The organism is Sporomusa malonica, assembly GCF_900176355.1.
Lineage (GTDB): Bacteria > Bacillota > Negativicutes > Sporomusales > Sporomusaceae > Sporomusa > Sporomusa malonica.
This window is the reverse complement of the sequence record NZ_FWXI01000001.1, coordinates 208,348-233,316: the sequence shown is the minus strand read 5'-3', so window position 1 is coordinate 233,316 and position 24,969 is coordinate 208,348. Positions and strand designations below refer to the sequence as shown.

19 protein-coding genes and 1 riboswitch are annotated in these 24,969 nt (G+C 45.7%); of the genes, 2 read left to right on the top strand and 17 right to left on the bottom strand.

Annotated features, from left to right (window positions below; genetic code table 11):
• Positions 1 to 19: 19 nt before the first annotated feature.
• From B9A22_RS01030 to cooS, 8 genes are all read right to left on the bottom strand, one after another.
• Positions 20 to 1,420: a DASS family sodium-coupled anion symporter gene (locus tag B9A22_RS01030; protein ID WP_084573733.1), complete on the bottom strand. Its 1,401-nt coding sequence runs from the start codon at positions 1,418 to 1,420 to the stop codon at positions 20 to 22.
• A 123-nt stretch (positions 1,421 to 1,543) separates the two neighbouring features.
• Positions 1,544 to 3,196 (bottom strand): MDR family MFS transporter, encoded by a 1,653-nt coding sequence (locus B9A22_RS01025; protein ID WP_217805838.1) that lies wholly within the window; start codon positions 3,194 to 3,196, stop codon positions 1,544 to 1,546.
• Between the two features lie 365 nt (positions 3,197 to 3,561).
• Entirely contained in the window at positions 3,562 to 4,245 is a 684-nt protein-coding gene (locus tag B9A22_RS01020; protein ID WP_342747805.1) for an aspartate/glutamate racemase family protein, read from the bottom strand.
• 5 nt (positions 4,246 to 4,250) lie between these two features.
• Positions 4,251 to 5,141 carry a PhzF family phenazine biosynthesis protein gene (locus tag B9A22_RS01015; RefSeq protein WP_139796116.1) on the bottom strand — a complete coding sequence of 297 codons (891 nt, stop codon included), beginning with the start codon at positions 5,139 to 5,141 and terminating at the stop codon, positions 4,251 to 4,253.
• 30 nt (positions 5,142 to 5,171) lie between these two features.
• Positions 5,172 to 6,686: a MocR-like pyridoxine biosynthesis transcription factor PdxR gene (pdxR, locus tag B9A22_RS01010; RefSeq protein WP_084573730.1), complete on the bottom strand. Its 1,515-nt coding sequence runs from the start codon at positions 6,684 to 6,686 to the stop codon at positions 5,172 to 5,174.
• A gap of 521 nt (positions 6,687 to 7,207) precedes the next feature.
• Entirely contained in the window at positions 7,208 to 8,059 is an 852-nt protein-coding gene (locus tag B9A22_RS01005) for a YitT family protein (RefSeq protein WP_084573729.1), read from the bottom strand.
• Positions 8,060 to 8,141: 82 nt separating this feature from the next.
• Positions 8,142 to 8,984 carry a methyl-accepting chemotaxis protein gene (locus B9A22_RS26210; protein WP_084573728.1) on the bottom strand — a complete coding sequence of 281 codons (843 nt, stop codon included), beginning with the start codon at positions 8,982 to 8,984 and terminating at the stop codon, positions 8,142 to 8,144.
• Positions 8,985 to 9,240: 256 nt separating this feature from the next.
• Positions 9,241 to 11,367, bottom strand: a complete 2,127-nt coding sequence (gene cooS / locus B9A22_RS00995; protein ID WP_084573727.1) for an anaerobic carbon-monoxide dehydrogenase catalytic subunit — start codon at positions 11,365 to 11,367, stop codon at positions 9,241 to 9,243.
• Positions 11,368 to 11,516: 149 nt separating this feature from the next.
• Between cooS and lepB the strand changes: the two genes are divergently transcribed.
• Positions 11,517 to 12,080: a signal peptidase I gene (gene lepB, locus B9A22_RS00990; protein ID WP_084573726.1), complete on the top strand. Its 564-nt coding sequence runs from the start codon at positions 11,517 to 11,519 to the stop codon at positions 12,078 to 12,080.
• A 68-nt stretch (positions 12,081 to 12,148) separates the two neighbouring features.
• Here lepB and B9A22_RS00985 read toward each other — a convergent pair whose 3' ends face one another.
• The 4 genes from B9A22_RS00985 to metX form a co-directional block, all read right to left on the bottom strand.
• A complete protein-coding gene (locus B9A22_RS00985) occupies positions 12,149 to 12,892 on the bottom strand; it encodes an ABC transporter permease (protein WP_084573725.1) in 744 nt (247 codons plus the stop codon).
• A 284-nt stretch (positions 12,893 to 13,176) separates the two neighbouring features.
• Positions 13,177 to 14,079 carry a LysR family transcriptional regulator gene (locus tag B9A22_RS00980; RefSeq protein ID WP_084573724.1) on the bottom strand — a complete coding sequence of 301 codons (903 nt, stop codon included), beginning with the start codon at positions 14,077 to 14,079 and terminating at the stop codon, positions 13,177 to 13,179.
• Between the two features lie 413 nt (positions 14,080 to 14,492).
• Positions 14,493 to 15,782 (bottom strand): homocysteine synthase, encoded by a 1,290-nt coding sequence (locus tag B9A22_RS00975; protein WP_084573723.1) that lies wholly within the window; start codon positions 15,780 to 15,782, stop codon positions 14,493 to 14,495.
• Between the two features lie 88 nt (positions 15,783 to 15,870).
• On the bottom strand, positions 15,871 to 17,085 hold the full coding sequence (metX, locus tag B9A22_RS00970) for a homoserine O-acetyltransferase MetX (protein WP_084573722.1): 1,215 nt from the start codon (positions 17,083 to 17,085) through the stop codon (positions 15,871 to 15,873).
• Positions 17,086 to 17,190: 105 nt separating this feature from the next.
• Positions 17,191 to 17,300, bottom strand: a riboswitch (SAM riboswitch).
• A 191-nt stretch (positions 17,301 to 17,491) separates the two neighbouring features.
• On the opposite strand from metX, the gene B9A22_RS00965 reads away from it, so the two are divergent.
• Positions 17,492 to 18,127, top strand: coding sequence for an endonuclease III domain-containing protein (locus B9A22_RS00965; protein WP_084573721.1), 636 nt, complete (start codon positions 17,492 to 17,494; stop codon positions 18,125 to 18,127).
• Here B9A22_RS00965 and B9A22_RS00960 read toward each other — a convergent pair whose 3' ends face one another.
• The 5 genes from B9A22_RS00960 to B9A22_RS00940 all read right to left on the bottom strand — a co-directional run bounded on the left by B9A22_RS00960 (position 18,128) and on the right by B9A22_RS00940 (position 24,797).
• Positions 18,128 to 19,237: a double-cubane-cluster-containing anaerobic reductase gene (locus B9A22_RS00960; protein WP_217805837.1), complete on the bottom strand. Its 1,110-nt coding sequence runs from the start codon at positions 19,235 to 19,237 to the stop codon at positions 18,128 to 18,130.
• Between the two features lie 33 nt (positions 19,238 to 19,270).
• The gene (locus B9A22_RS00955) at positions 19,271 to 20,050 is read right to left on the bottom strand and encodes an acyl-CoA dehydratase activase (protein ID WP_084573719.1); all 780 of its coding nucleotides are present in this window, start codon (positions 20,048 to 20,050) and stop codon (positions 19,271 to 19,273) included.
• Between the two features lie 297 nt (positions 20,051 to 20,347).
• Positions 20,348 to 23,440, bottom strand: a complete 3,093-nt coding sequence (locus tag B9A22_RS00950) for an efflux RND transporter permease subunit (RefSeq protein WP_084573718.1) — start codon at positions 23,438 to 23,440, stop codon at positions 20,348 to 20,350.
• Complete coding sequence (locus B9A22_RS00945; RefSeq protein ID WP_084573717.1) at positions 23,437 to 24,567, bottom strand: efflux RND transporter periplasmic adaptor subunit; 1,131 nt, start codon at positions 24,565 to 24,567, stop codon at positions 23,437 to 23,439. The genes B9A22_RS00950 and B9A22_RS00945 overlap by 4 nt, the downstream gene beginning before the upstream one ends.
• Positions 24,555 to 24,797 (bottom strand): hypothetical protein, encoded by a 243-nt coding sequence (locus tag B9A22_RS00940; protein WP_084573716.1) that lies wholly within the window; start codon positions 24,795 to 24,797, stop codon positions 24,555 to 24,557. Before B9A22_RS00940 ends, B9A22_RS00945 begins: the two co-directional genes overlap by 13 nt.
• Between the last annotated feature and the right edge of the window lie 172 nt (positions 24,798 to 24,969).

The window sequence follows — 24,969 nt, the reverse complement described above, 5'->3', positions numbered from 1 at the left end:
TTAGCAATCCCCTTTTAAACTAATACCAAAGCCCAATCAGCTTCCAGTAGGCAATCCCTACTGTTAAATAAAGCACCGCATGTAACACGGTAATCAGTGTACCAACACCCCACCAGGTCTTTTTGTCATTATACCCCTTTTCCATCAATAATGGGCCTAGCGCATTGCCATAATGGGTCAGGGTACAGGAAATAATCATTAAGTAGGCTAATAGAAAAAAAGCCGGATATCTGGGCACATCGGTTGCCGCGACAAAGGAGAAGATGAGCGGGGAAAAAGCCACAACATAACCGGTATAGGAGACAAAAAAGTAGTGTGGCACGATGGCCAGTGTTGCCACAAGGACTAAAATTGTGTATGATTCCAGCCCAGCAGTTGGCAGCAGCAGCTTAATAATACCGGCAAACCAACTGAAGAACCCAAACTTGGTGAGCGCAGCCGAAAAGCCTAAAATAGCACCAAACCAAATCAGAAACGACCACATTTCTCTGGTCTCTGCCAGGTCATTCCAGTCAAGAACTCCCAATACCAACATGAGCGATATGCCGATAAAGGCTACCAGTGTGTTGTCTATTCCGGACACAGTACCTGTTGACCACAACAGCAGAATAGTAAGGAAGATCCCTGCTGCCATCAGTTCATTCTTGCTAACGCCCCCCATATCGGCAAGTTCCAGACCGGCCCTGGCCCGTACCTCATTCATGGAAGCCGCATCAGGCGGACAGAATTTATATACAAGATACGGTGTCAGCAAGAAACCGAGAAATCCCGGCAGAGCAGCCATTGTCCATAATGGCCAGCTCACACTGATGCCAAGCACATCTTGTGCAAGTTTCACATTAATCAAATTAGGCCCCATTCCGGTCATAAACAGACTGCCTGTAAGCATACTAGCGATAAAGGCCAGCAATGTAAAATAAGCCCCTGTCTGCTGCCTGCTCGCAGGATTACCCGCACTGCCGGCTTCAATAACCCCTTCAGCCAGAGGATAAACCAATCCTCCCGTCCGGGCAGGCGAGGCAGGCGTGCTTGTCGCCAGCAGCAAGTCAATAAAGCATAAAATATAGCCAATCCGCAGCGCTGTCTTGCCAAACCGGCTAATCAAAAGCAGGCCAAGCCGCCGGGTAAGCCCGGACTTTTTTAGGCCAATGCCAATCATCATAGCCACCAATGTCAGCCATAACATGGCGTCAGTGTATCCGACTAATACCTCCTTAATTGGTAATACAAACATACTAGCCAGCGTAACGGTAATCATAAGCAGTGTTGGCTCAGGATACGGCTGCAGAATCAAACCCAATATCAAAGCAGCAAACACACCAAACAAATGCCAGGCAGTTATACTCAAGCCGCCAGGCACCGGAACAAGAAAGAAGATACCAGCAACAGTCAATAGCAGCGTTATTTTGGCATATCTCATTTCAACATACTCAGCTCCCTGTCCTCAACCTAATCTTTAATTTTTCTCCGCTTATTTACAAAAATCCTTTGTAAATAATAATAGCCCTGCTCAGCCCACAGGCTTAACAGGACTATTATCGTGTTACTTTTTTCTCGCCGCTCTATCACCGCTAATTAGGTCAGGCACTAATTCAGCAGCTATTTCAACTTCGGTAGCCAACCCTTCGGCAAACAACGTGACCCCTGCTTGTTCTGCCGCCGGCCGGTCTGCTTTACTTTCAACTTTGGCATTGCCCATAAACAGACTGATGATTACACCAGCGATGATGACAAACATCGATACCAAAAAGACTAATTGCAGCGAATCGGCTAGCGCCGTTTTAAGCGGCGGCAATAACACTTGCTGCAGATTATCTGGGATCATTTTTACTGTTTCCGGACTCAAGAGCATGTTAAACAAGCTCTGCGGATCGTCATGCGCTTTTTCTATCACTCCGGCGAGAGGCCCTGCCGTTAGGCCGGCTGCTCCCTGCACCAGCGGAAAAAACTCTTGCTCCATAATGGTGCGGGAATGGTTGTTAAACACCACGCCTAAGATTGTCATGCCCAGTGTACCACCAATACTGCGAAAGAATTGTGTAGCCGATGTTGCTACTCCCCGCTGTTCGGGTGGGAAGGCACTCTGCACGGCCAGCGTAACTGTCGGCATGATGACACCCATACCCAGACCAAGTATAACAATGTAAGCAATGGCAACGACCTGGGTAGTGGTCGCAGACATTGAGCTTAACAGATAAAAACCCACCGCCATAATACTCATTCCAGCAGCAAACATGCTCCGGAAGCTCACTTTGGTGACTATCTGGCCGGCAACTATACTTGTCAGTATCAAGGCAAACATCATAGGTATCATGGTATTGCCTGAATCTGTAGCATTCATTCCAATAACTCCCTGGAGAAACAGCGGTAAAAACATCATGGCACCAAACATTCCTAAACCCATCAGAAACCCGACAATATTCGTAATTGTAAAAACCCTGTTCTTAAATAACTGCAGACTGAGGATTGGATCTTCTGCTCTCCCCTCAATAAAAACAAAGGCACCCCATGCTGCAATCGCTACTGCCAACAGACCAATGATCTGCCAGGAAAACCACGGGTAATCTGTCCCACCAAGATTAAAGCCTAACAACATGGTTACTGTGGCTACAATCAGACTAAACGCACCAGCATAATCAATGATCGCTTTATCTATCAGCTGTTTCTCCCCTTGCAGCCCAACATAGATAGTAATTGCAGCCAATAGTCCGATCGGCAGGTTAATATAAAAAACCCACTGCCAGGATGAATAATCAACAATCCACCCGCCAATAGTCGGACCAACAACAGACGCTAATCCAAACATAGCACCCATAGCGCCTTGCCATTTACCGCGCTGCTCAGGTGGAAAGATATCACCGACAATAGTCATGGCTAACGGCATCATAATGCCGCCGCCAATCCCCTGCAGGCCGCGAAACACAATTAATTGTGTCATATTGGCACTAAGCCCGCACAAGGCTGATCCTAGCATAAAGACAATAATCCCTGTCACATAGATGATTCGGCGTCCATATAAATCAGCCAACTTGCCAGCGATAGGCACAACAGTCGTGGAGGTCAACATATATGAAGTAGTAACCCAGGTCATAATGCTAAGACCACCAAGTTCCCCGATAATGCGGGGCATAGCTGTGCCAACAATAGTCTGATCAAGCGAAGAAAAGAAAAGCCCCAAAAATAGTCCTAGTAGCAAAATCTTGCGCTGAGCCTCTGCCTCCAGATATAGCGCCCCTTTCCTCAAACATCATTTCAGCATACTCTTAATATCATCTCCAAAAATCCGTACTTTATCGGGTTAAAGAAAACAGGGCTTGCGCCGAGCCTTAGCGACAGCGGAAGCCGATGTTGCCTTATCCAGACGGAAAGTTATACTTTCTTACAGGAAAACTAAAACAGGACCGCACGGCCCTGTTTTAGTTATCCGATGACTAACCCGCTCTAAGACTCCCATCTTCTACAAGTGGGAGTTTAGGAGGCTTCCCTGGAAGTTGGGCGACTAACCTTCAGATGGGGTTAAAACCCCACCTGAAGCTAAGTCTACTTTATGTAACTTTTTAATTATTGTAATGCATACTCAACAGCCGCTGCGGCGTGAATGGTCATGGTATCAAATACCGGTGCAGCTACATCAGCCTGTTTTATTAGCAAGGGAATCTCAGTACAGCCTAAAACAATTCCTTCGGCTCCCTGCAGCAGCAGATTATTAATGATCCTTTGAAATTCCTCTTTTGACTCCTGCTTGAGAATGCCAAGGCATAGTTCCTGAAAAATAATTGTATTGATGATTTCCCGTTTGTCTTCTCCAGGTATGATGGCTTCGATACCATGTTTATCTTGCAGACGTTTCCGGTAGAAGTCACCTTCCATGGCAAACTTAGTACCAAGCAGTCCAACTTTCTTTATCCCTTTGTCTGTAATCTTTTGCGCTGCGGCATCAGCGATATGCAGCACAGGGATAGCTGTCTGTTCTTCAATACTCTCAGCAGATTTATGCATGGTATTGGAGCAGATAATGATAAAGTCAGCCCCGCCCCGCTTTAAACGAAAGGCCGCCTCTACAAGCACACCGTTCAGTTGCTGCCACTTACCCTGACGCATCAACTCTTCAGCAGGCCCAAAATCAACCGAATACATCAGGCATTGGGCAGAATGCAGCCCACCTAACCTCTGTTTCACTACTTGGTTGACTATCCGGTAGTATTCCAGCGATGACTCCCAGCTCAAACCGCCAATCAGCCCCATTGTTTTCAAAACCGCATTTCCCCCTCCAAGATGGTCAAAGCCGCACCGCCCACCTTAACCTTACTGACCTTACCTTCGTTTTTACTGACACTAATATTGACATAGCCCGGCCTGCTTACCTCAATACCGGCTTCGCCGATCAGATTAGCTTCACCGTCAATGGCGATTAGATCATGAGCGGCAATATAGGCCGCGGCACAGCCATTACCCGTGCCGCACACCGGGTCTTCGTTTATCCCTACCAGCGGACAGAAGGCCCTCATATGAAAACTGCGATCCGGTTCAACCGTGTCAAGACAAAACGGGATAAACCCCACAACTCCACACTCTTTGCTCAGAGCCTCAATCGCGGCAAAATCCGGGTGGGCGTGACTGAGTTTAGCAAGACTCTTTACACCAACCACCAGCCACCATAACCCTGTTGATACCTTCATCGGTGGTGTTTCCAGCAAATCTCCTGCTTCAAGCCCCAGAGCAGTGGCAATATCTGCTCTACTGAACTCTACCCCTGACAATTGCGGAGCCGCCTGCGTCATCATAAATACAATCTGATCAGCAGCCTTTTCGACTTCTACCGCTAATACTCCAGCCTTGGTTTCCTGATAAAATACAGCCTTAGACTGATCTAATTTCCCTTCTTCATACAGGGTAGCAAAGGTAGCTATCGTGGCGTGGCCGCATAAGTCAACCTCCGCATTAGGCGTAAAAAACTGTACTTTGAAGTCTGCCACCTCAGAGCGTGATACAAAAGCTGTCTCCGAAAGATTCATTTCTTTGGCTATTTTTTGTTTAAGCTCATCAGACAAACCATTGGCATCAGTCACAACTCCAGCAGGGTTGCCACCAAACGGCTCTATAGTAAAGGCATCTACCTGTTTAATTTTTACCGTACCCACAAACATTGCCTCCCTCTATTTACTTTTTAATTATACTAAGGGTTTTATGTTACGCTTGTTTTCTTGCTCAGAGCTTGCGGCTACTGTCTCCCTGACAGCTTGCATCAGATATTTTATTCCCTCTTCAATTTGCTGTGGCTTAGCAAAGGTGTAGTTCAGCCTGATATGGGTATCACCCTGAGTCCCATCTGGATAAAAGGCTTCCCCTGGCAAAAATACAACACCCCGTTTGCCAGCATTGGCCACCAGCTTATGCCGGACAATGTTGTCTGGCAGCCGGCACCAGATATAGAAGCCGCCTTCAGGCTTATTCCAGCTAATACCTGGAATCTTATATTTTTCCAACGCCTTCAGCATGATATTCCTGCGCTCGGCATATTCCTGCCTGAGTAGTGCTATATGCCTTTCATAATCTCCCCTGCGAATAAACGCATCCAGCAGGAGTTGGGCAGGCGTGTTGACATGGAGGTCAGTCATTTGCTTGAGGTGTGCAAATTTAGCAAGCACCTGTGGCGGAGCCGCTACCCAGCCCACCCGCAACCCTAAGAATAGCGCCTTGGAAAATGTACTGAGGTAGATAACATAGCCATGGCGGTCAAGCGCTTTAAGTGGCGGAACCGGCGTATTGCCATAATAGAGTTCACCATACGGGTCATCTTCCACAATAGGCAGTTGGTGCTGATAGGCTAAATTCAGCAGCTGATACCGCCGCTCCAGACTCAGGGTAACCCCGGACGGATTTTGAAAGGTAGGTAATGTATAAATAAATTTCGGTTTATGGCGTACCAACAAAGATTCCAACACGTCGATGCGCATGCCGTCATTGTCAATAGGTACGCCAATAACCCGCGCCCCAGCTGACCGAAATATCTGGATAGCCCCGAAGAAAGTAGGCTCTTCCACAATAACCGTGTCGCCTGGCCTAATAAATATTCTTGCAGCAAAGTCCAGGCCTTGCTGCGAACCGGAGAGTACAACAACGTCTTTAGGCGATGCAGTAATCTGCTGACGTTGACGCAGCAGATAGCTAATACTCTCCCTGAGCGGATAATATCCCTCTACCGGACTGTGCAAAAACAGCTCCTGACCATTTTTTTGAAAGAGTTCTTTTTGAATTTCTTCCATTATTTTTACAGGATACAAATTTGGAGCCGGGATACCGCCGGCAAAAGAAATTACGTCCCCACCAGTCATAGCCATAATGTCTCCAATAATGGTATCATTGCTCGAGGTTATACTCTCAGTGAAAAGCTGATACCATGGAAGAGGATTTATATATCCCTCCATTAGTGATAATTTTTTAGCCGCTTGCGAAAGAATGACTGTGCCTCTACCGACATGTGAATCCACCAGGCCGTCAGCCTTGAGTTCCTGGTATGCCTTAATCACCGTGCTGCGGTTAACTTCCAGTGTTTTTGCCAGACTTCGTTCTGGCGGCAGCAAAAAATCTTCGGGCAATACCCCGGAAAAGATCATATCCCGCAGCTGATTTTTGATTTGCAAATAAATAGGAGTATCGGCATTGCGATTAATTGAGATGCGCATCTAACCACTCTTCTTTTGAAGTATTCGGATTGGTACCATCCAACTATCATTTTAGCAAATTTTCTACTATAGCCAACTACCAATTGGAATATTCTCCAACCAACCAATATGACTTATGACTATAAAAACAAAATCACCAGTTGAGCTTTACACTCAACTGGTGATTTTTTACCATGGCGTCGCGCCCTATTCTTTTTGGGAATGAAGACCCAGAAGCTTGCATGACTGGTGGTAAAGTGCCAATACCCAACCAATTCCCACCAGTGATAACAACATAAATTCCTGTCCGTTCATACGAATGCACCTCCGTTTAATTTGAAGGCGGACATCCGGTTAGAAGGAGCTTCCCGGGGTACATTAGCTGTGGCTAAAATTCTGGAATCTTTCTTTAGTCGAAAAATCCCGTCCTCCTAGTCCCTCCAGGAAGTTATTCTGATTGGTTGGCCGTATGTATACATTGTACCAAAAGAATTTAATTAAATCAATAAAAACATCGCTATAATATTATGTAAATTCACACATTATATTTGCCTGGAGTTCGGTAGGGTAAAGCCCCGCCCCATTACCTCAGCCGCATCCTGTACAATCATAAATGCCTGCGGATCACATTCATGTACAAGCTGTTTTATTTTGGCAATCTGCGTAAGGCTGACAACAACAAATATCACCTGCTTGCTTTGACGGGTAAAAGCCCCTTGTCCATGCAGAATGGTAACACCCCGACCGACCTCTTTTAAAATAGCTTCAACAATATCGTCAGTGTTGTAGGACACGATAAAAATAGTTTTCTTGCGGTTAAAACCTTCCACTACTTTGTCTGTCAGGCTAGCGCTCAGAAACATTGCAATCAGTGTCAGCATCGCCAGTTTAAGACCAAACAACATAGCGGCAACAACCATAATCACGCAGTTGATAGCAAAACCAACTACGCCAAAATTCAGTGCCCAGTATTTCTTGACAATGGCGGCAACAATATCTAATCCGCCCGCACTGCCATTCACACGAAAAATAAGGCCGCTGCCAATTCCAGCTATCACACCGCCGGTGATAGCGGAAATAAGCGGATCATCAATAAGATTGTACTCTGAAACGAAACGGGTGGCGTCGATAGTTAGCGAAAAGAGAATTGTTCCATATATAGTACCAATCGTATAGTCCCTACCCAGCAGCCGATAGGCAGCATAAAGCAAGGGGAGATTCATCACAAAGACTTGAGCGCCAATCGGCAATCCAAACAGAAAGTAGAAAATGATAGCTAGGCCTGAAACCCCTCCACTTAACAGGTGATGTGGCACCAAAAAAGCATTAATCGAAATACTGCAAACCACGCAGCCAATGGCAACCCAGAAATATTGCTCAATTTTATTTTTCATAGTTCCTCCAATTACAAATACAGTCACCACCAGGCTTCAGGCGGCCTCATTTACTTTGAAAATTTCTAGACAGTCTCACTTATTACAACTTCTCTGCCATGTTCTCAAGAATATTAGCAGTAGCATTAAGCTCTTGAATGGATGCGGTAATCTCCTCGATAGCCGCGGCCTGTTCCTCAACAACCGAATTAGCTTTATGAATTCCTTGTCCAATCAACGTTACCTGGGTTTGGACCCGCTGCAGGATAGCATTAATCTGGCTTATGCTCTCATTGCTGGAGCTTGACAGCTTTCTGATTTCCTCGGCAACGACGCTAAACCCCCGTCCAAGCTCACCCGCACGAGCAGCCTCGATGGCAGCGTTTAAGCCTAAGAGATTGGTTTGCCCAGCCACATTTTTGATAAAAGTGATGACTTCATCGGTATTTTTAGTATCGTTTTTAGCATCATCAGTATACTGTAGTAATTCTTTGTTAGAGCTCACCAAATCTTGAACACCGGCAGCCACATGGCTGATGCCGTCGGTAATTTGCCGAAGTGAAGCCGAGAGACTGTTGGCTAAATTATATACTTCACGCTGCCTGTTGAGATTTTTAGCGATTCCGATCGTACCAATCACGTTGCCGATCTCATCCTTAACAGGAACGTCTATTGATCTTAAATCTATGCCGACTATCTCTTTATCAATTACCATCGACATTGTTTTCCCCTGTACAATCGCCTGCGTTGAAGCAGAACCTGCCGGCAGCTTGTCCCCGTCTTTGACACTGACCTTGATGCTTGGGCTATGGAGTATTTTTAAGTATTTGTCTTTATCAGTCACTGATAAGGTGACATCATCCTCAAATAATTGTTTGAGATATGGCGCCAATTGGTTAAATGCTTCTAATACCGTATTTATATCTTTTTTTTGGTCTTGCTGCATTTACGAATCCTCCTCGATAATCTTCCCAAAACGCACGATGCCAATTGGTAAATTTTTTATCATTTACTATTATAGCTTATCTTCGACGGCTAATCGACTATTTCCCATAATTAAACTATTATTTGTGGCCTAGCTCATATTATAAAAGGCGGGATTGCTACGCTGCCACCCGCAAATGACATTAGGGATAATACCCGCGTCATTGCGAACGCATGTAAAGCAATCTCGCCTTTTAACCGACGACCAAGCTGTTTTTTTACTGTAGGCCTAGTTCCTTGCGTTTTTTCTCAATATGATCAACATAGATTTGCACCGTTTTATCTGCGCTGGTTTCTACTGTGAGTTTTCCCAACCCGAGCGTTTCGGTGGTTTCGGTCAGCGTCTTGACAACAAGATCGCTGCCAGTGACCGACGGTACAGGAGCAACATGCACCAGCCAGCCTAATGCAATGGCGGTGCAGGCATCAGCAACAGCTTTTTGCTCAAGATATTCTGGTGCACCGATAACAATTGGCAGTTTATTGGTGTCAACATCTAGAGCGTCAGCAATTTCCTTTGCCGTTTGGGTCATTTTGCCAATATCAACACAAGCGCCATATGAGAGAACAGGCGGAATGCCAAGGGCCTTGCAGACTTCTTTTAGGCCAGGGCCGCATTCTTCAGCAGCCTGTGGATTGGTTAAGCCGGTATACTGCATAACTGACGAGGTACAGCCGCCTGAGAGTATCAGGATATCCTTCTCGATCAGACCTTTGGTAATGCGGAAGATGTTGCTGCCTCCTTGACCGTAGCGGGCTGTGGTGCAGCCGACGATAGTGGCAATACCGCGGATTTTACCGGCGGCAATAGCATCGATAAGTGGTTTCCAGGTGCCGCCAAGAGCTTCTTTCACCGATTCTGTACTAAAACCAATCACACAGCCTTCAGATACATGGGGTGGAATATATACTTCACGGTTTTCTGTTTTGCGCTTAGCAAATGCGGCAATGGCCATATCGAGAATCTTTTCAGCCTGTTTCTTCATTTCTTCAGGCTTAAACTCGACAACCTCAGTGCCGGGCATACGAATAACTTCGTGCGTGCTCACCATTGTTGTGCCAAAACGTTTCGCATAGAGTGGCAGAGTAGGAATAGTGCAGTTATAGTCAAACATAAAGAGGTCAACAGCGCCTGTTGCCAAGAGATATTCCTCGCTCAGCCACTCGCCTTCCTGCCCGGCATATGCGCTCATTTCCCCAGTGTCTTTATAGTTCAGGAGTTGCTGTCCTTCGCATACATGACCGAGGATTTGAAGACCGCTGGCACCGGCCTTCTTGGCTTTCTCCTGCCACTCAGGCGTAGAAGCCAATTCAATGACAATATGCGCGGTAAGAGGCATATGCCCATTGGTAATAACATTGACCATGTCTTGTTTCAGGAGGCCCATATTCTGCTTGGCAGTGCGGATTTTTTGGGTGCCCATCAGAATTTCCTGAAGAATATCAAGCGCGAACAGGCCTTGATATTCGTTGATGATACCCAGCCGGACAGAAGTTAACAGAAAGTCGACAGGATCAGCATTAAGGTTGGTCATGCACTTGGTTTGAGCAAAACCGACCTCACTGAAGCCACCGCCCGGGAATATGTTAAGCTTACGCCACAACTCCTGCCGTTTGGGAGGGGCAAAAGCTTTCACCATAGCCGCTTCTTCCCAGTAGGGTTTGCCCATATCCTCAAGAACCCAATTTGCAAAGTTAATCGCTACTTTATTAACATCTTCATGACTGTTTAGGCCAGCCATTTCAGCATATTTCAGCAGCTTTTGCGTATCCCGTATTTTAAGGCCGCTCTCCGGCTTTTCGGCAGCCGCCTTCAATGTGCGGGCTGCTTGCTGAGCATGGAATATGTTTGCCGACGTACCAATGGTGACATGGCGGTAAACAAAGTTTCTAGCCACCATGACGTCGGCATCAACGCCACAATTGCCGCGTGGTGATTTGGCATTGATGCGACAGGGACCATTGGCACAGAGCTGACAGGATAGGCCAGAGGTACAGAAGGTGCAGCGGATTTTTTCCTGCTGTTCAAAACGGTCAAACACGTTGGTTAGGCCTTGGGCATGTACATGCTGATACATTTCACGCATGGCCGGATCAACAATGACGTTTAGTGGAAAACCATCTTTGCCTTGGTCGTGAACTTTGATGTGTTCACGCTGCCATTTGTGTACTTCAGGCATAGAAGCTGGAACTTTTTCAATATCATAATACTTCTTAGCATTCTTATGAACATCAAAATGCTCATCAGGATTATTTGTGCCGCTGGCATCACCTTTATTGGGCACTGACTCAACATCGCCGCGACTGGTGGTATCTTCACTTTTGATTAAGGTATCGTTAGCCATGGACTGTTATTCCCTCCTTTGGTTTTCTTCGCTTAGTTTGTTACCAAAGAAGGCAATTTATTACTGAGCAAGTTTTACCCAACTCATTAATAATCCTTGCCCCCGTCAAAGCTATCTGTTAAAATTTTAATGTTAGGGGGAATTCAATAATGAAATTAATTAAAGAAATTGCCGACTGGACATACAGCCTGGCCGTGGCCTTAGCGCTAGCCATTGTGATTAACGCCTTTGTATTTCAACCTACCCGGGTAGTAGGCAGCTCGATGGAACCCAACCTTCACAATAATGATTACGTATTTGTTTCAAAGCTGTCTCATACTTTTGCCAATGCGCCTGACTATGGCGATATTGTGATTATTGACAGCCGCGTATTCCGTGACCGAAGCGTGAAAGACGACCTTGCTGACCCAGTCTCCACCTACCTGAGTGTTGCCAAACTGGCTGAGGTTGATAATCATATTTGGATTAAGCGGGTTATCGGCAAACCTGGCGACACCATTGAGATTAAAGACGGCAAAGTATACCGCAACAGCACACAACTTGATGAGCCTTATATCAAAGAAGTCATGCGCGCCGCTACTCCCAAAAAGGTCATAGTGCCGCCAAGTCAAGTATATGTGTTAGGTGACAACAGAAACAACTCCAGCGATAGCCGCTATATCGGTCCTGTTCCAGTCAGCCATGTACTGGGAAAAGTAGTAATGACGTTATAGAAAAAACAACAGGTAGAATGCAATTCGAGCATTCTACCTGTTGTTTTTTCTATAGCCTTATACTTTCCTTAGTCCCTTACCCGAATCATAGTCCACACACCAATAGCGAGCAGCAGCACGGTATATAACGCTAAAACACCGACAGATAGCCAAGGCGTTTCCAGTCCTCCGCCGATGGCCCGTAACGCATAGGTAGCATGGGTTAACGGCAACACGTCAATGAACCAGCGCAGCGCAAGCGGCAGACGGTCAGGTGAAAAAAATGTTGCACACAAAAAAGACATTGGAAGAAGCACATATGTAGTAAAACTGGCCATATCTTCATGCGAATTGATCAGCATGGCCGCCACTAACCCCATAGCAGCAAACAGCAGACACGTGAGCGCCAGTGTCAGAAGAAAACCAGCACTGATTGCAATCTTGGCCCCAAATAAAAATGCCAATACAAATATTATCGTACAGGAAATTAGGCCCCGAAGCGCTCCGGCCATTACCTTTCCCACCACAAACGACCCTGGACTAATCGGTGCAATAAGGTACTCTTCCAAAGTTTTATGATATAACCGACTCATGTTGAGCGGCGAACCAACAGCGCTGAAACTGATATTCATAGCATTAAGCGCCATAATTCCTGGCAGGATAAAGTCCAGATAGCTTCCGCCATTAACCGATAGGCTGCGCCCCAACCCCCAGCCAAATGCTACCAGATATAATACAGGGCTAATCATCCGGGATAAAACAAACTTGACCAGCCGCCGGTTTAATACTACCCAGTCCCGCCAAAATACAGTACAAATATCTTCAAATCGCAAAATGTCTCCAACCCTTCACGTCTCGATTTCCTTAGATTATATTTCCTGTACTTCGCGCTACACAAGCAAATATCCTGTATAACCCATTACAGTGCAAAAAGAGAATATCTAAAATCCCTATAACTTTCGGTAATAGCAGTTATGCTTATTATGTATTTTACCTTTATCAACGCAAAGTGTAAACTGACTATAGGCATTAATTATGCCCACGTCATGAGCCAAAAGACCAGGTGTCTAAGGCTTTTTTTTTGTGTAAAAAAGCCGGACTCTGCTTGAGTCCGGCTTTAGTCTAAGGTTACTTCAACACCAAATAAACAGGCGGCATATTTTAGCCATTCGCGGGCAGCGAATGACAGGTATGTATCCTTTTTCCAGATTACAGCCAAATGCCAGGGCCTAATTTCCTCGGCAATTGGCAGGGACTTAACAACATCACGGCCAAGCTTGTCGCATACCACTTTAGGCAGTAAGGCTACACCCAGTTTGGCAGCCACGATTTCCACCATAAAATCCCACTGGGAGCTTTCGCATAATACCTTAGGCATAAACCCATGCTCGCGGCATTTTTCCACAATATGATCATGCAGGGCAAAGTCCTTGCGGAACATAACAACAGATTCATTCTCTAAGTCGGCAATATGGGCGATATCCTGTGCAGCTAGCCGGTGCTCAGGGTGGACGATAAGCAAAATCGGATCTTTGACAAAAGCGAACATCGAAAAATCCGCTTTGTTCTTTACTGGTAATACGACTACGCCAATATCAAGCTTACCCTCCTCAACCATGCCTTCTACAGCTTTGGAGCCGACTTCCACCAAATCGATAATGATGTTAGGGTACTTTTTCTTAAATTCGCCGATGGCGATGGCAAAAAAGCTTGTCTCAACCATCGGTGGAATACCAATGCGAATCTGCCCCTTGCGTCCGCCCATCAAGTCATCAAGATCGGCGGCTACATTGTTGAACGAGTCAATAATCTTAAGGCCGCGTTCATACAGAGCCTGCCCGGCATCAGTTAACTTGATCTGGCGCGCAGACCGGTTAATTAATGTAACCCCAAGTTCGTCCTCCAGATTCCGCACCATCTTGCTGATTGACGGCTGAGAAACATGGAGCGCTTGAGCCGCCTTGGTAAAGCTTACCTGCTTAGCGACTTCAATAAAATATGTCAAATGCAGAATATCCAAAATACTTGTACCTCTAATTACCAAAATAAGGTATATAGTTCCAAAGAAAGGAACTATATACCTTATACTATGACTGGCCTTACCACTTAATGTCAAGAATGTTTCCTCTGCAGTCCCCCTATGACATCACTGCCTTATCCCAGAATTCTTTTGTCTGTGTTATATCCCGCGTGATAGGAAGAGGCACAACCTTTGCCCTCTTATCAACAAGCACCCCTGGTTTCGTTGTCTCAATGTTACTATAAGGCAATTTGTATCCTAATATCCATGTTAGTAATGCCTGCATCTACTTTCTCCCCTTCGCCTAACGCCTCAATGCTTACATTTATTGTAAGCACGTTGCCCTACTAAGTAAAATACATATTACGCATAGTTATAATTACTTGAGGCTATAGGAAGAGGGAGAGAAGTACTTATTTTCTGGCAGCCGCTAACGCCTGTGCCAAATCCTCAACCAAATCAGCAGCATCTTCAATGCCAATCGAGAGGCGCACCATATCATCAGATACACCGGCACTTGTGCGCTGCTCAGAGGTCAGCTGTGAATGAGTAGTGCTCGCCGGATGAATAACCAGCGATTTGGCATCACCCACATTGGCTAATAATGAGAATAACCGGAGCGAATTGATAAATGTACGTCCAGCATCCAGCCCACCCTTGATACCAAAAGTAAGCATAGCGCCAACACCTTTAGGGAAGTATTTTCGTGAGAGGTGATTATCCGGATGGCTTGCAAGCCCCGGATAGCTGACCCAGGACACCAATTCATGATTTTCAAGATATTTGGCCACTGCCAGGGCGTTTTGACTATGGCGTTCCATCCGAAGGTGAAGGGTTTCCAGTCCTTGCAGAAACATGAAACTATTAAACGGACTCAGGCAAGCCCCCACATCTCTAAGGACCTGGACTCTAAGCCGGATAATATACGCAAGGTTGCCAAGCGCCTCGGTGTATTTGATATCATGGTAGCTGGGATCAGGCTCAGATAAGAGCGGGAATTTACCATTTCCCCAATCAAACTTGCCGCCATCAATCACCACCCCACCCATCGAAGTGCCATGGCCGCCAATAAATTTGGTTGCCGAATGCACAACAATGTCAGCCCCAAATTCAATTGGGCGGCATAGGTACGGCGTAGCAAAGGTACTGTCAATAATTAACGGCAAACCATGCTTATGGGCTACATCAGCTACACTCTCAAGATCTAGCACGTCAATCTTGGGGTTGCCGATAATTTCGGCATATACAGCCTTGGTATTCGGGGTGATAGCCGCAGCAAAGTTTTCCGGATTGCTGGGGTCGACAAACTTGACCTTAATCCCCAATCTGGGCAATGTATGCGCAAACAGGTTGTATGTACCACCATAGAGGGTGGAAGAGCTAACAATTTCGTCACCCGCTTGGGCAATGTTGAAAATAGCCGCAATAATGGCCGCGTGACCTGAGGCAAAAGCCAGCGCCCCAACGCCACCTTCCAAAGCGGCAATACGCTGCTCAAATACATCAGTAGTTGGGTTCATAATCCGGGTATAGATATTACCCGATTCTTTCAAACTGAACAAATCGGCGGCATGGTCGGCATCCCGGAAGTTATAGGCTGTCGTCATATACAAGGGTACAGCCCGGGAACCGGTTGTTGGGTCAGGCTGCTGGCCGGCATGTACTGCTAACGTGTCAAAACGCAACTTTTCTGGTAAGGTCATTTTTTCTTCCTCCATTTTTTCTATTTATTATGTGTCAAAACTATCACCCGCGACTCAGGATAACTGCAGGATTTCGAAGGTATTATTCCTACTGCGCCTCTTTGACCTGCATTTCCGGGACTAGCCGAGCGCCTAAATAGGCCAGATTTGATGCCCTGAACATGCCCCATTGCCTGAGTGATATAGGTGCAGCGACTGGCAATGCCTTGTTGATAAATCTGGACAATACGGGTCTAAGCAACTGAAAGTCAATCAAAAATCCGTCATGCCCGTGCGGACTGTCAATAACGGCAAAGTCGGTGCGAACACCCACCCTGCGCATAGTTTCTGCCAATTCTTCCTGCTGGTAAGGTGGATATAAAATATCTGAACTTATCCCTACCACCAATACCCGGGCGTCAATCTGAGCCAATGCCGCCTCGTAGGAGGCGTATCCAGTGCTTACATCAAAGAGATCCATTGCTCGCAGCAGATACAAATAGGAATTGGCATCAAACCTTTTGACAATGCTTTCCCCTTGGTAGTCAAGGTAGTTTTCAACCTCAAACTGCCCGCCGCGCGTCCGGCGGCCAAATTTATTAGCCATGGACACTTCACTCTGATAGGTAATCAGCCCCAGCGCTCTGGCGGCAGCAAGACCTTTTTTCGGCCCCAGCTCGCCGTAGTATTCACCGTTTTGCCAGGCAGGATCAAGGATTATGGCCTGACGACCTACGCGATTATAAGCAATGGCCTGTGGTGCTGAATAGCCTGGAGCGGCAATAATAATGGCTGCATCTATAAATCCAGGATAACTTACCACCCACTGAAGCGCCTGCATCCCCCCCATCGAACCGCCAACAACCATCGCCAAATGCTGAATTCCGAGCACATCCAGCAGGCGCTTCTGTACCTGCACCATATCTTTAATCGTAACCTCTGGAAAACTCATTCCGTACGGTTTACCGCTAGCGGGGTCAGGTGAAGCCGGACCTGTTGTCCCTTGGCAGCCGCCCAATACATTGGCGCAAATAACAAAAAACCGATCAGTATCAAGAGGTCGCCCTTGGCCGATTAACGGTTCCCACCAGCCCTGCCCGTCATACTGGTCATGGGCCGCAGGATGACTGTCGCCAGTTAACGCATGAGCCACCAGAATCACATTATCTCGAGCGTCTGACAGTTTGCCGTAAGTCTCATAGGCTACCGTAACGTCGGTTAAATAGCCACCCTGCGTTAGTTCGAGCGGATTTTCCGGACAGGCTACCTGCGCTAGCTTGAGCTGCGGCCGCCACTTAAAGCCAGGAAAAAAGGTAACAACCATGGATGCAAACCCTCCTTTTCAATGTACTTACCTTAACTATTGACTAGTTTTAAAAATTTAAAAGCCCCCTCGCTAAGAGGGGGCTCATTATTTGCGGCCAATCCCCTCTCATCTCCCAGGAATTCTACTGATTCCTGCTGGAATTAGCACCACTGCGTAATTACGCCGGTTGCTGGGTGTCATCGGGCCAGTCCCTCGACCTCTCTGGATAAGAGTAAAATATTAACTTTTCAAGTAGATGTATACATGATACCTAAGCAGAATTTATTTGTCAAGTATCGTTTTAACGTTTTGCTATAAATAGGCCTGCATATTATAATAAAAGACACATATCGTTCTTCTCTGAATGGACTACCTGCACATTGATACAATACATGACTACTTAGCTACCAAAGGAGCTTGATCAATGAACGGATTGCATGAATTATTTTGTACCCTTCTACACGCTTATAACAAACGGCATTGGTGGCCTGCAAAAACCCCTTTTGAAATGATGGTTGGTGCCATCCTGACACAAAACACCACCTGGACCAACGTTGGAAAGGCCATAGCCAACTTTGGTGACCGCCTATCCCCAGCCTTTATTGCCCATGTAAATTGCGATGAACTAGCCCAGATCATTCGTTCAAGCGGGTATTATAATCAAAAGGCGATCAAACTCAAGGCACTTACCGAGTGGTATGGAAAGTATGAGTATACCATTGAAAAGGCAGCCCACATTGATGGTGAATTGCTCCGAACTGAACTGCTCTCAGTCAAAGGCATCGGCAGAGAAACCGCCGATTCTATTTTGCTATACGCCTTGCATAAGCCGTTTTTTGTAATAGATACCTATACGAAACGCATATTGTCCAGGCTTGGTTATGACATACCAACTGCCTATGACGACTTGCGCCTGAAGATTGAGGCAAGCCTGCCCAGAGATGTGTACCTATATAACGAGTTTCACGCTCTGATTGTTGAACACGCGAAACGGCACTGCAAAAAGAAACCGTCCTGCGCAGGATGTCCAGTTGAGACTGTTTGCCAGAAGCGTATTTAATTACGCCATCATCTCCAAGAAAGCCTGAATCCTTGTTTTTATTTGTTCGACATCGCCTTGGGAGTAGTCAGTCTCCACTTGCAGGAATGGGATATCACCGTTCTGTTTCAAGAACTCTTTAACTACCCGGCTTTCCACATTATAAGTATGGCAGCCTTGCCAAGTAATATCAACAACCCCGTCAGCACGATAGTCCTTCACCAACTGGACAAGATGCTGCTGGCGGATCGGATTAGGACTCATACAGGAACAGGGGGTTGCCAAATATTTCTCGGCAATAGCCTCCAGCGGCGGCTTGGTCTCATCTACAAGGGTAACAAACTGTTTCATACCTGAACAATTTTCGATATACACAACAGCTGCGCCACAGTCCTCGATAATTTTTATCACCTTTTCAGCGCCTACACCTGTCGGCACACCAGTAACCAGAATCCGCTTTGCACCTTTAGGCATAGCGGCTTCGCCCTTGGCCACACTATCTTCCATATCACTGATAATCGCCTTAATTTGCTCAGCAAAGTCAGCTCGATCGGTGACAAAATTCCGGCCCCACATAAGTTTTAGGAAGTCTTGTCCGGTCATGGGTACTGGGTCATTTTTCATATATTCAGCCAGTTGCTGCATAAGGAGGCGTTCTTCATTCAGTATCTTAATGGCTTCCCGTAGTTTTTCATCAGTAATCGTAGTTCCGAGCTCTACTTCCAAGAGTTCTTTCAGTATTTTTACCTCATTCAACCAATACGCCTTATCGCTTTCATCAAGATAACTCTGCGGCAGTTTCATTACATGCACAGGTTTAAAGGTTTTCATGAGCTCAAACATTTTTTTCTTGCCGTCACAAGTTGTTTCACCAATAATGATGTCTGAGTGCACAAAATATGGACACTTATCAGTCACGGCAAAACCATAAGAGGATTTAATGAGTGGGCAAAAATTACGCGGTAGTGTTTTCTCACCGTCGGCAATTGGCTCTTCTTTGGTAGCGCACAGGGCAAACCCCAGTGCATCAGCAGCCAGTACGACCTCTTGCGGCGCATAGACACAGTAAAAACCCACCACTTTCTTACCTGTCTCTTTAATATTTTTGAGCATAGTAAACGGATCTGACATATACTTCTCCCCCATCTATATATTCTTTTAAAACTATTTATTAAGAGCATCCCAGGCGTACAGCGCAGCCCCGATAGAACCAGCAAATACCGCCTGCTCTACAGTAATGACCGGTAGCCCCAGCCTGATCTCAAGCTGACACTTGAGCGCCTGATTCTTCGCCACACCACCAGTAAAGGCTACCGGCGGCGCTGGCTGAATCCCTGCCGCCATAGCAGCCACGCGGTTAGCAATTGATACATATAGGGCAGCAATGATAGCCTCACGGGAAACACCCCTGTTGACAAGACCGATAACCTCAGATTCAGCAAATACGGTGCACATGGAATTTATCGTGCACACTTGGCTGCCAACCCCGACCTCAATACTGCCAATCTCAGCAACATCAAGACCTAGCGCATTAGCCATAACCTGCAAAAACCGGCCTGTTCCCGCGGCGCATTTATCATTCATAACAAAATCCTGCACCTTACCTTGCGCATCTACTCTAATGGCTTTGGCATCCTGTCCACCGATATCAATGACAGTCCTGGCCTCAGGCATCAGGTAGACCGCGCCCCTGGCATGGCAGGTTATCTCGGTCATGGCCTTGGTTACAAACGGCAGATTGAGCCGCCCGTAGCCTGTTCCCACGATGTAGGCAGCACAATTGATGCCCCTTGCGGCAAGCGTTTCCTGCAGCAGACCAGCTGCTTGTTCCTTGGGGTTCCAGCCAGCAGGGCTTAGAAAGCTTTCCATGGTTTCGCCATCATACAAGCTAAGTTTAATGGCTGAGGAACCAGCATCAATACCAACAACTATTTTATCCTTCATAGACCACCTATCATAGATTTGCAATAGATTAACTATTGTTATATTATAAAAATATTCTATTGTCATATTCGCTATCACTCATCTTATTCCTGCATGCCCTGTTGCAAAGAAAAACACGACTTTCGCCGAGTCTATGGCGAAAGCCGATGGTTATCTACGAGGAGCACGTCGAGGTGTTCCTCTCCTTTTTGTACATATGATTGGTGGAGGCAATCCGTTGGCCTTGCAAATCCACCTATTATTGAGCAAAAGACGTACCCTAACTTATAATTTTAGCTTCCGCTATTTTAGGATAGATCAGTTCAGATTTAGATGTGATTCGGAAGTACTATGTTGACTCTGATTAGATTTAGCTTTATACCACGCCGCATACATTGTGGGTAATACCAAGAGTGTCAATATAGTTGCACCAAATAACCCGCTAGCGATAGCGATAGCCATAGGCCCCCAAAAGATACTGGAAACCAGGGGGATCATCCCCAGGATAGCCGCTGCTGCTGTTAATAATATTGGGCGGAAACGAATGAGAGTAGCATTAATAATGGCATCCCATAATGTTTCTCCGGCAGCTTGCTGCTGGTCAATCTGATCCATCAAGATGACTGAGTTTCGCATAATAATTCCGGCCAAGGCCAAAATTCCCAACTGAACGACAAAGCCCATAGGCTTTCCTGTTAGCAACAGTCCAATGGTAACACCGATGATACCAAGCGGAGCAGTCAGCAGAGTTAATACCATTTTAGGGATATTCTGCAGTTGAATCATTAAGAGGATCATAATCGCTATAATCATTACCGGTACAGGTTTGGAGATAAACTCGGAAGCTTTGATGCTGGATTCCTTCGAGCCATCGTATTCGATACTATAGCCAAGTGGCAGCGAAGCCTGCAATTCGTCAAGACCCTTGTATACTTGTTCCGTAACATCGTCACCGGTTAAGCCGGGTTTAATTTCTGCCTGAACGATAATCATGGGCTTTAGATTATACCAGTAAACCAACCCCTCTTCTGCATCAAATTTGATTTTTGCAATTTGATCGAGAGGAACATACTTACCGTTGCCAATATGTATGTTGAGGTCTTTCAGACGGGATGGATCATTACGATTCTCGGCATCAAAGCGAAAGACCATACTAATTGTTTTATCACGGTCCCGAAATTCGGAAAGCGGCGCACCAGATAACTGTGTTTGAAGAGAAGTAGACAAAGTTTGCGAAGCGATACCTAACTTTCTAGCTTTATCCTGATCAATTTCCAGATGGATCACTTTACTTTTTTCATACCAGTTTAAATTTGTACTTGTTACGCTAGGATTAGCCGCCATAATTTTTTCAACCTGTTTGGCAATTTCCCGGACTTTATCGTGGTCGACACCTTTGACACGCAGCATAACCGGATAGTCAGCGCTCGGGCCATTAGCAATGACCTTACTATGGGCCAGAACATCGGGAAATTCATCATTTAGAGCTTTTCTTAGTTTGATCTGCAATTGGTCACGAGCCACAGCATCTTTAGCTACGATTACAAACTCAGAGAAGTTAGTTTTGTTGAATGTAGGCTCAAAGCTTAAGACGAAACGGGGAGCGCCTTCACCTACGTGATAAGTATAGAAATCGATCAACGGATCTCCATCTAATTTCTCTGCAAACTGCCGCGCGATTTCATCACTGCTTTTGACATTAGCACCTTCTGGTAGATTCAACTGAATAATAAGCTCCGGGCGGGTAGATGCAGGAAAAAATTCTTGTCTAACTAATCCCAGTAAACTAATCGATGCAAAAAAGCATCCCGCGGTAGCGGTTAACACGAATTTGCGGTGGTTCAAACACCAAGTTAAAACTTTTGTAAACAATAGATAAAATTTAGAGTTATGTAAGTTAGCCCCATCTTCGTCATGGGTCTTAGGTTTAATTTTTATGAATAAGTAACCTAATAATGGTGTGGCCGTACCGGCGACAATCCATGAGGTAAGTAACGAAATAGCTACAACAGAAAAGATGGTAGCACAATACTCAGAAGCGCTGCCTGGTGCAAAACCAACAGGAATAAACCCTGCGACTGTGACAAGCTCACCAGTTAAGCGTGGATATGCGGTAGAGGTATAGGCAAAACAAGCAGCATCAAATCTGCTCCAGCCCTCTTCCAGCTTAACAACCATGGTTTCAATGGTGATAATTGCATCGTCGACTAACAGCCCTAATGCAATAATAAGGGCTCCTAAAGATATTCTCTGCAGGTCAATCCCCATAAGGTTCATAAAGGTAAATACGATCGCAATAACCAAAGGAATGCTCAGCGCTACGATGATGCCGGAGCGAACACCAAGACTGGCAAAACTTACAATAAGGACAATAATGATCGCTTCAGCCAACGATTTTACAAACTCATTAATTGAAGTTTCTACTACCTTCGGTTGATTGACCGTCTGATGAAGTTCTAGTCCGGCAGGCAGTTCTTGCTTGATCTGCGCGATTGTTTTCTCTAGGTTTTCCCCAAGGGTAAGAATATTACCGCCTGATTCCATAGCTAGCGAAATTCCCAGGGCTGGAACGCCATTATAATAAAACTTAGGGTCGCTTGGTTCCGCGTAGGCTCGAGTGACTTTGGCTATATCACCTAAACGGAAGGTACGGCCGCCTGCTTGAATTGGTGTCTCGCGAAGCTGGTCAAGATTTTCAAATATACCAGTAACCCGCAAGTACACATTATCAGTGGCAGTTTCAAGCATACCAGCGGCAGACAGGGAATTTTGGGTCTGCAGGGTGGCAGTTATTAAGCTGGGATCGATTCCTAATTGAGCGAGCTTACTATTTTCTATTTCAATATAGATTTTCTCAGTTTGAACCCCTAATAATTGCACTTTTTTCACGCTGGAAACACCGAGTAGGATGCGACGAATTCTTTCGGCTTTTTCCCGCATCTCTTCATAAGAATAGCCGTCACCAGTTAAGGCATACACAACACCGTAGACTTCATCAAACCGGTCATTAAACTGAGGAGCCACGACTCCATCCGATAATGAACTGGTCATATCATTAACCATGTTGCGAGCTTCTACCCACCTGCCGCGAACTTCCGCCTTCGGTACCATATCTTTAAGATTGACGTAAATGACACTGCCCCCAGGAGTAGAATAGCTTTTCAGGAAATCAAGGCCAGGCAAATCTTGAAGCTTTTTTTCAATTTTATCGGTCACTTGCTCTTCCATTTGGCGAGCGGTAGCTCCCGGCCAGGCAACCGTTACTACCATTTGTTTGATCGTAAAGTCAGGATCTTCCATACGGCCTAACTTATTATAAGAAATGATGCCGGCAAGAAAGAAAAGCATGATGAAGAAATAAATGAATTGCTTATGTTCAAGTGACCATTTGGTTAAATTAAAACCATTCATAACGAAGCACCACCGAATTTTACCTTTTGCCCTTCTTTGAGCTTATGCACTCCTGCAATTACGATCCGTTCCCCTTGCTGGAGGCCGCTTAATACTTGAATAGTTCCGTTGCCTAAGCCGCCGGTTTGAATTGGGCAAAGCGTCAGGGTATCCTCTTTTATCACCCACACTTTGGGCGTATCGCCATCTTGATAAACAGCCGTAAGTGGAACCGTAATTTGGGGCTGCGTACTGTTAGCTACGGTAACGGCAGCAGTCATTCCTAGCTTTATTTCCGCCGGAGGGTTAACTAAGCTTACTCGGACTTTAAAAGTACGGGTGGCTTGATCTGCCATGGGAGCAATCTCTCTTATAGCGCCATTTACAGTTACATTGGGCAGAGCCCAAAAGGTAACCTTAACTTGACCGGCTTTACGCAATTCTTCTAGACGGTTTTCCGGGACACTAATCTCCACCTCACGTTCACCATCTTGCACTACAGTAATAACGGTTTGCCCAGCAGTCACCACCTGTCCCATTTCAGCAGTTATACTGGTAACAACACCTGGTTTATCGGCTCGTAAGAGACTATAATCTAATTGATTACTCCCCTGCGCATATTGGGCAGAAGCCTGCCGTACAGCAGCGAGGGCTACTTCATAGGAGTTGGTGTATTGGTCAAATTGTGCACGGCTGATAGCACCGGTTTCTAAGAGTTGGCGATAGCGCTGCAGATTACTTTCAGCAAGCTTAAGTTGTGACTCAGCTGAAGATACTTGTGCTGAACTGCTGCTTACGTTTTGTTGAAGATCTCTAGGATCAATTTGCATCAACACGTCGCCAGCATTGACAGTTGTACCGAGTTGCACATTACGCTTTATAATTTTCCCACTCACCTGAAAGGCTAATTGACTTTCAAACCGTCCGCGGACTTCTCCTGAATATGTATAGTCTTGTGCGGTTCCTGTAGCACCGACGACAATAGTGCGTACCATTGCAATCTCTTCAGCTATCGGTTTATTACTGGTATTTTTTGCCCAGGCAAGGCTACCTCCGATAACGCATGCACCAACTCCTACTGCAATCAAGCCGTAATATAGTTTCTTTCTGGGTATTTGGATTCTGGTCAAAAATTTTAACTGTAGCATTGGTTTCCTCCTTTTGTTTCGTTAGGGTTCAAAGGTATGCACTGAAAAGCCGGTTTCTCGTATGCCAAGAGATGAATCATCTGTCCGGCACAAATGATCTCCACTCTTCCGACCTGTCTGCCTTCCCAAGTCCAGGTCTGCTTCAATTCTGATACAAGTTGACTAATTTGTTCCTGTGACAGCGAAGGATCTGCCGCGACAGGGATTCCTTGAATAATCGTGATACACATTTTTTGCCTCCTAAATAGTAAATTGTAGTGATAGTTTGATGGAACTATACAATAGCTTACTCATTAATTGACTTAATTCAATTAATGAGTAATAAAAAGCGCTTAATTGGATTTTCTGAAAGGCATTTAATTCAATGTTAATGGGTCTAATGAATAGTTTTGTTAATTAATT

Coding starts and splice junctions, on each gene's coding strand:
- B9A22_RS01030 (WP_084573733.1), bottom strand. CDS start 1,420: ATGAGATATGCCAAAATAACGCTGCTATTGACTGTTGCTGGTATCTTC.
- B9A22_RS01020 (WP_342747805.1), bottom strand. CDS start 4,245: ATGGGGCTGATTGGCGGTTTGAGCTGGGAGTCATCGCTGGAATACTAC.
- pdxR (WP_084573730.1), bottom strand. CDS start 6,686: ATGCGCATCTCAATTAATCGCAATGCCGATACTCCTATTTATTTGCAA.
- B9A22_RS01005 (WP_084573729.1), bottom strand. CDS start 8,059: ATGAAAAATAAAATTGAGCAATATTTCTGGGTTGCCATTGGCTGCGTG.
- B9A22_RS26210 (WP_084573728.1), bottom strand. CDS start 8,984: ATGCAGCAAGACCAAAAAAAAGATATAAATACGGTATTAGAAGCATTT.
- cooS (WP_084573727.1), bottom strand. CDS start 11,367: ATGGCTAACGATACCTTAATCAAAAGTGAAGATACCACCAGTCGCGGC.
- lepB (WP_084573726.1), top strand. CDS start 11,517: ATGAAATTAATTAAAGAAATTGCCGACTGGACATACAGCCTGGCCGTG.
- B9A22_RS00975 (WP_084573723.1), bottom strand. CDS start 15,782: ATGACCTTACCAGAAAAGTTGCGTTTTGACACGTTAGCAGTACATGCC.
- metX (WP_084573722.1), bottom strand. CDS start 17,085: ATGGTTGTTACCTTTTTTCCTGGCTTTAAGTGGCGGCCGCAGCTCAAG.
- B9A22_RS00965 (WP_084573721.1), top strand. CDS start 17,492: ATGAACGGATTGCATGAATTATTTTGTACCCTTCTACACGCTTATAAC.
- B9A22_RS00960 (WP_217805837.1), bottom strand. CDS start 19,237: ATGTCAGATCCGTTTACTATGCTCAAAAATATTAAAGAGACAGGTAAG.
- B9A22_RS00955 (WP_084573719.1), bottom strand. CDS start 20,050: ATGAAGGATAAAATAGTTGTTGGTATTGATGCTGGTTCCTCAGCCATT.
- B9A22_RS00950 (WP_084573718.1), bottom strand. CDS start 23,440: ATGAATGGTTTTAATTTAACCAAATGGTCACTTGAACATAAGCAATTC.
- B9A22_RS00945 (WP_084573717.1), bottom strand. CDS start 24,567: ATGCTACAGTTAAAATTTTTGACCAGAATCCAAATACCCAGAAAGAAA.
- B9A22_RS00940 (WP_084573716.1), bottom strand. CDS start 24,797: ATGTGTATCACGATTATTCAAGGAATCCCTGTCGCGGCAGATCCTTCG.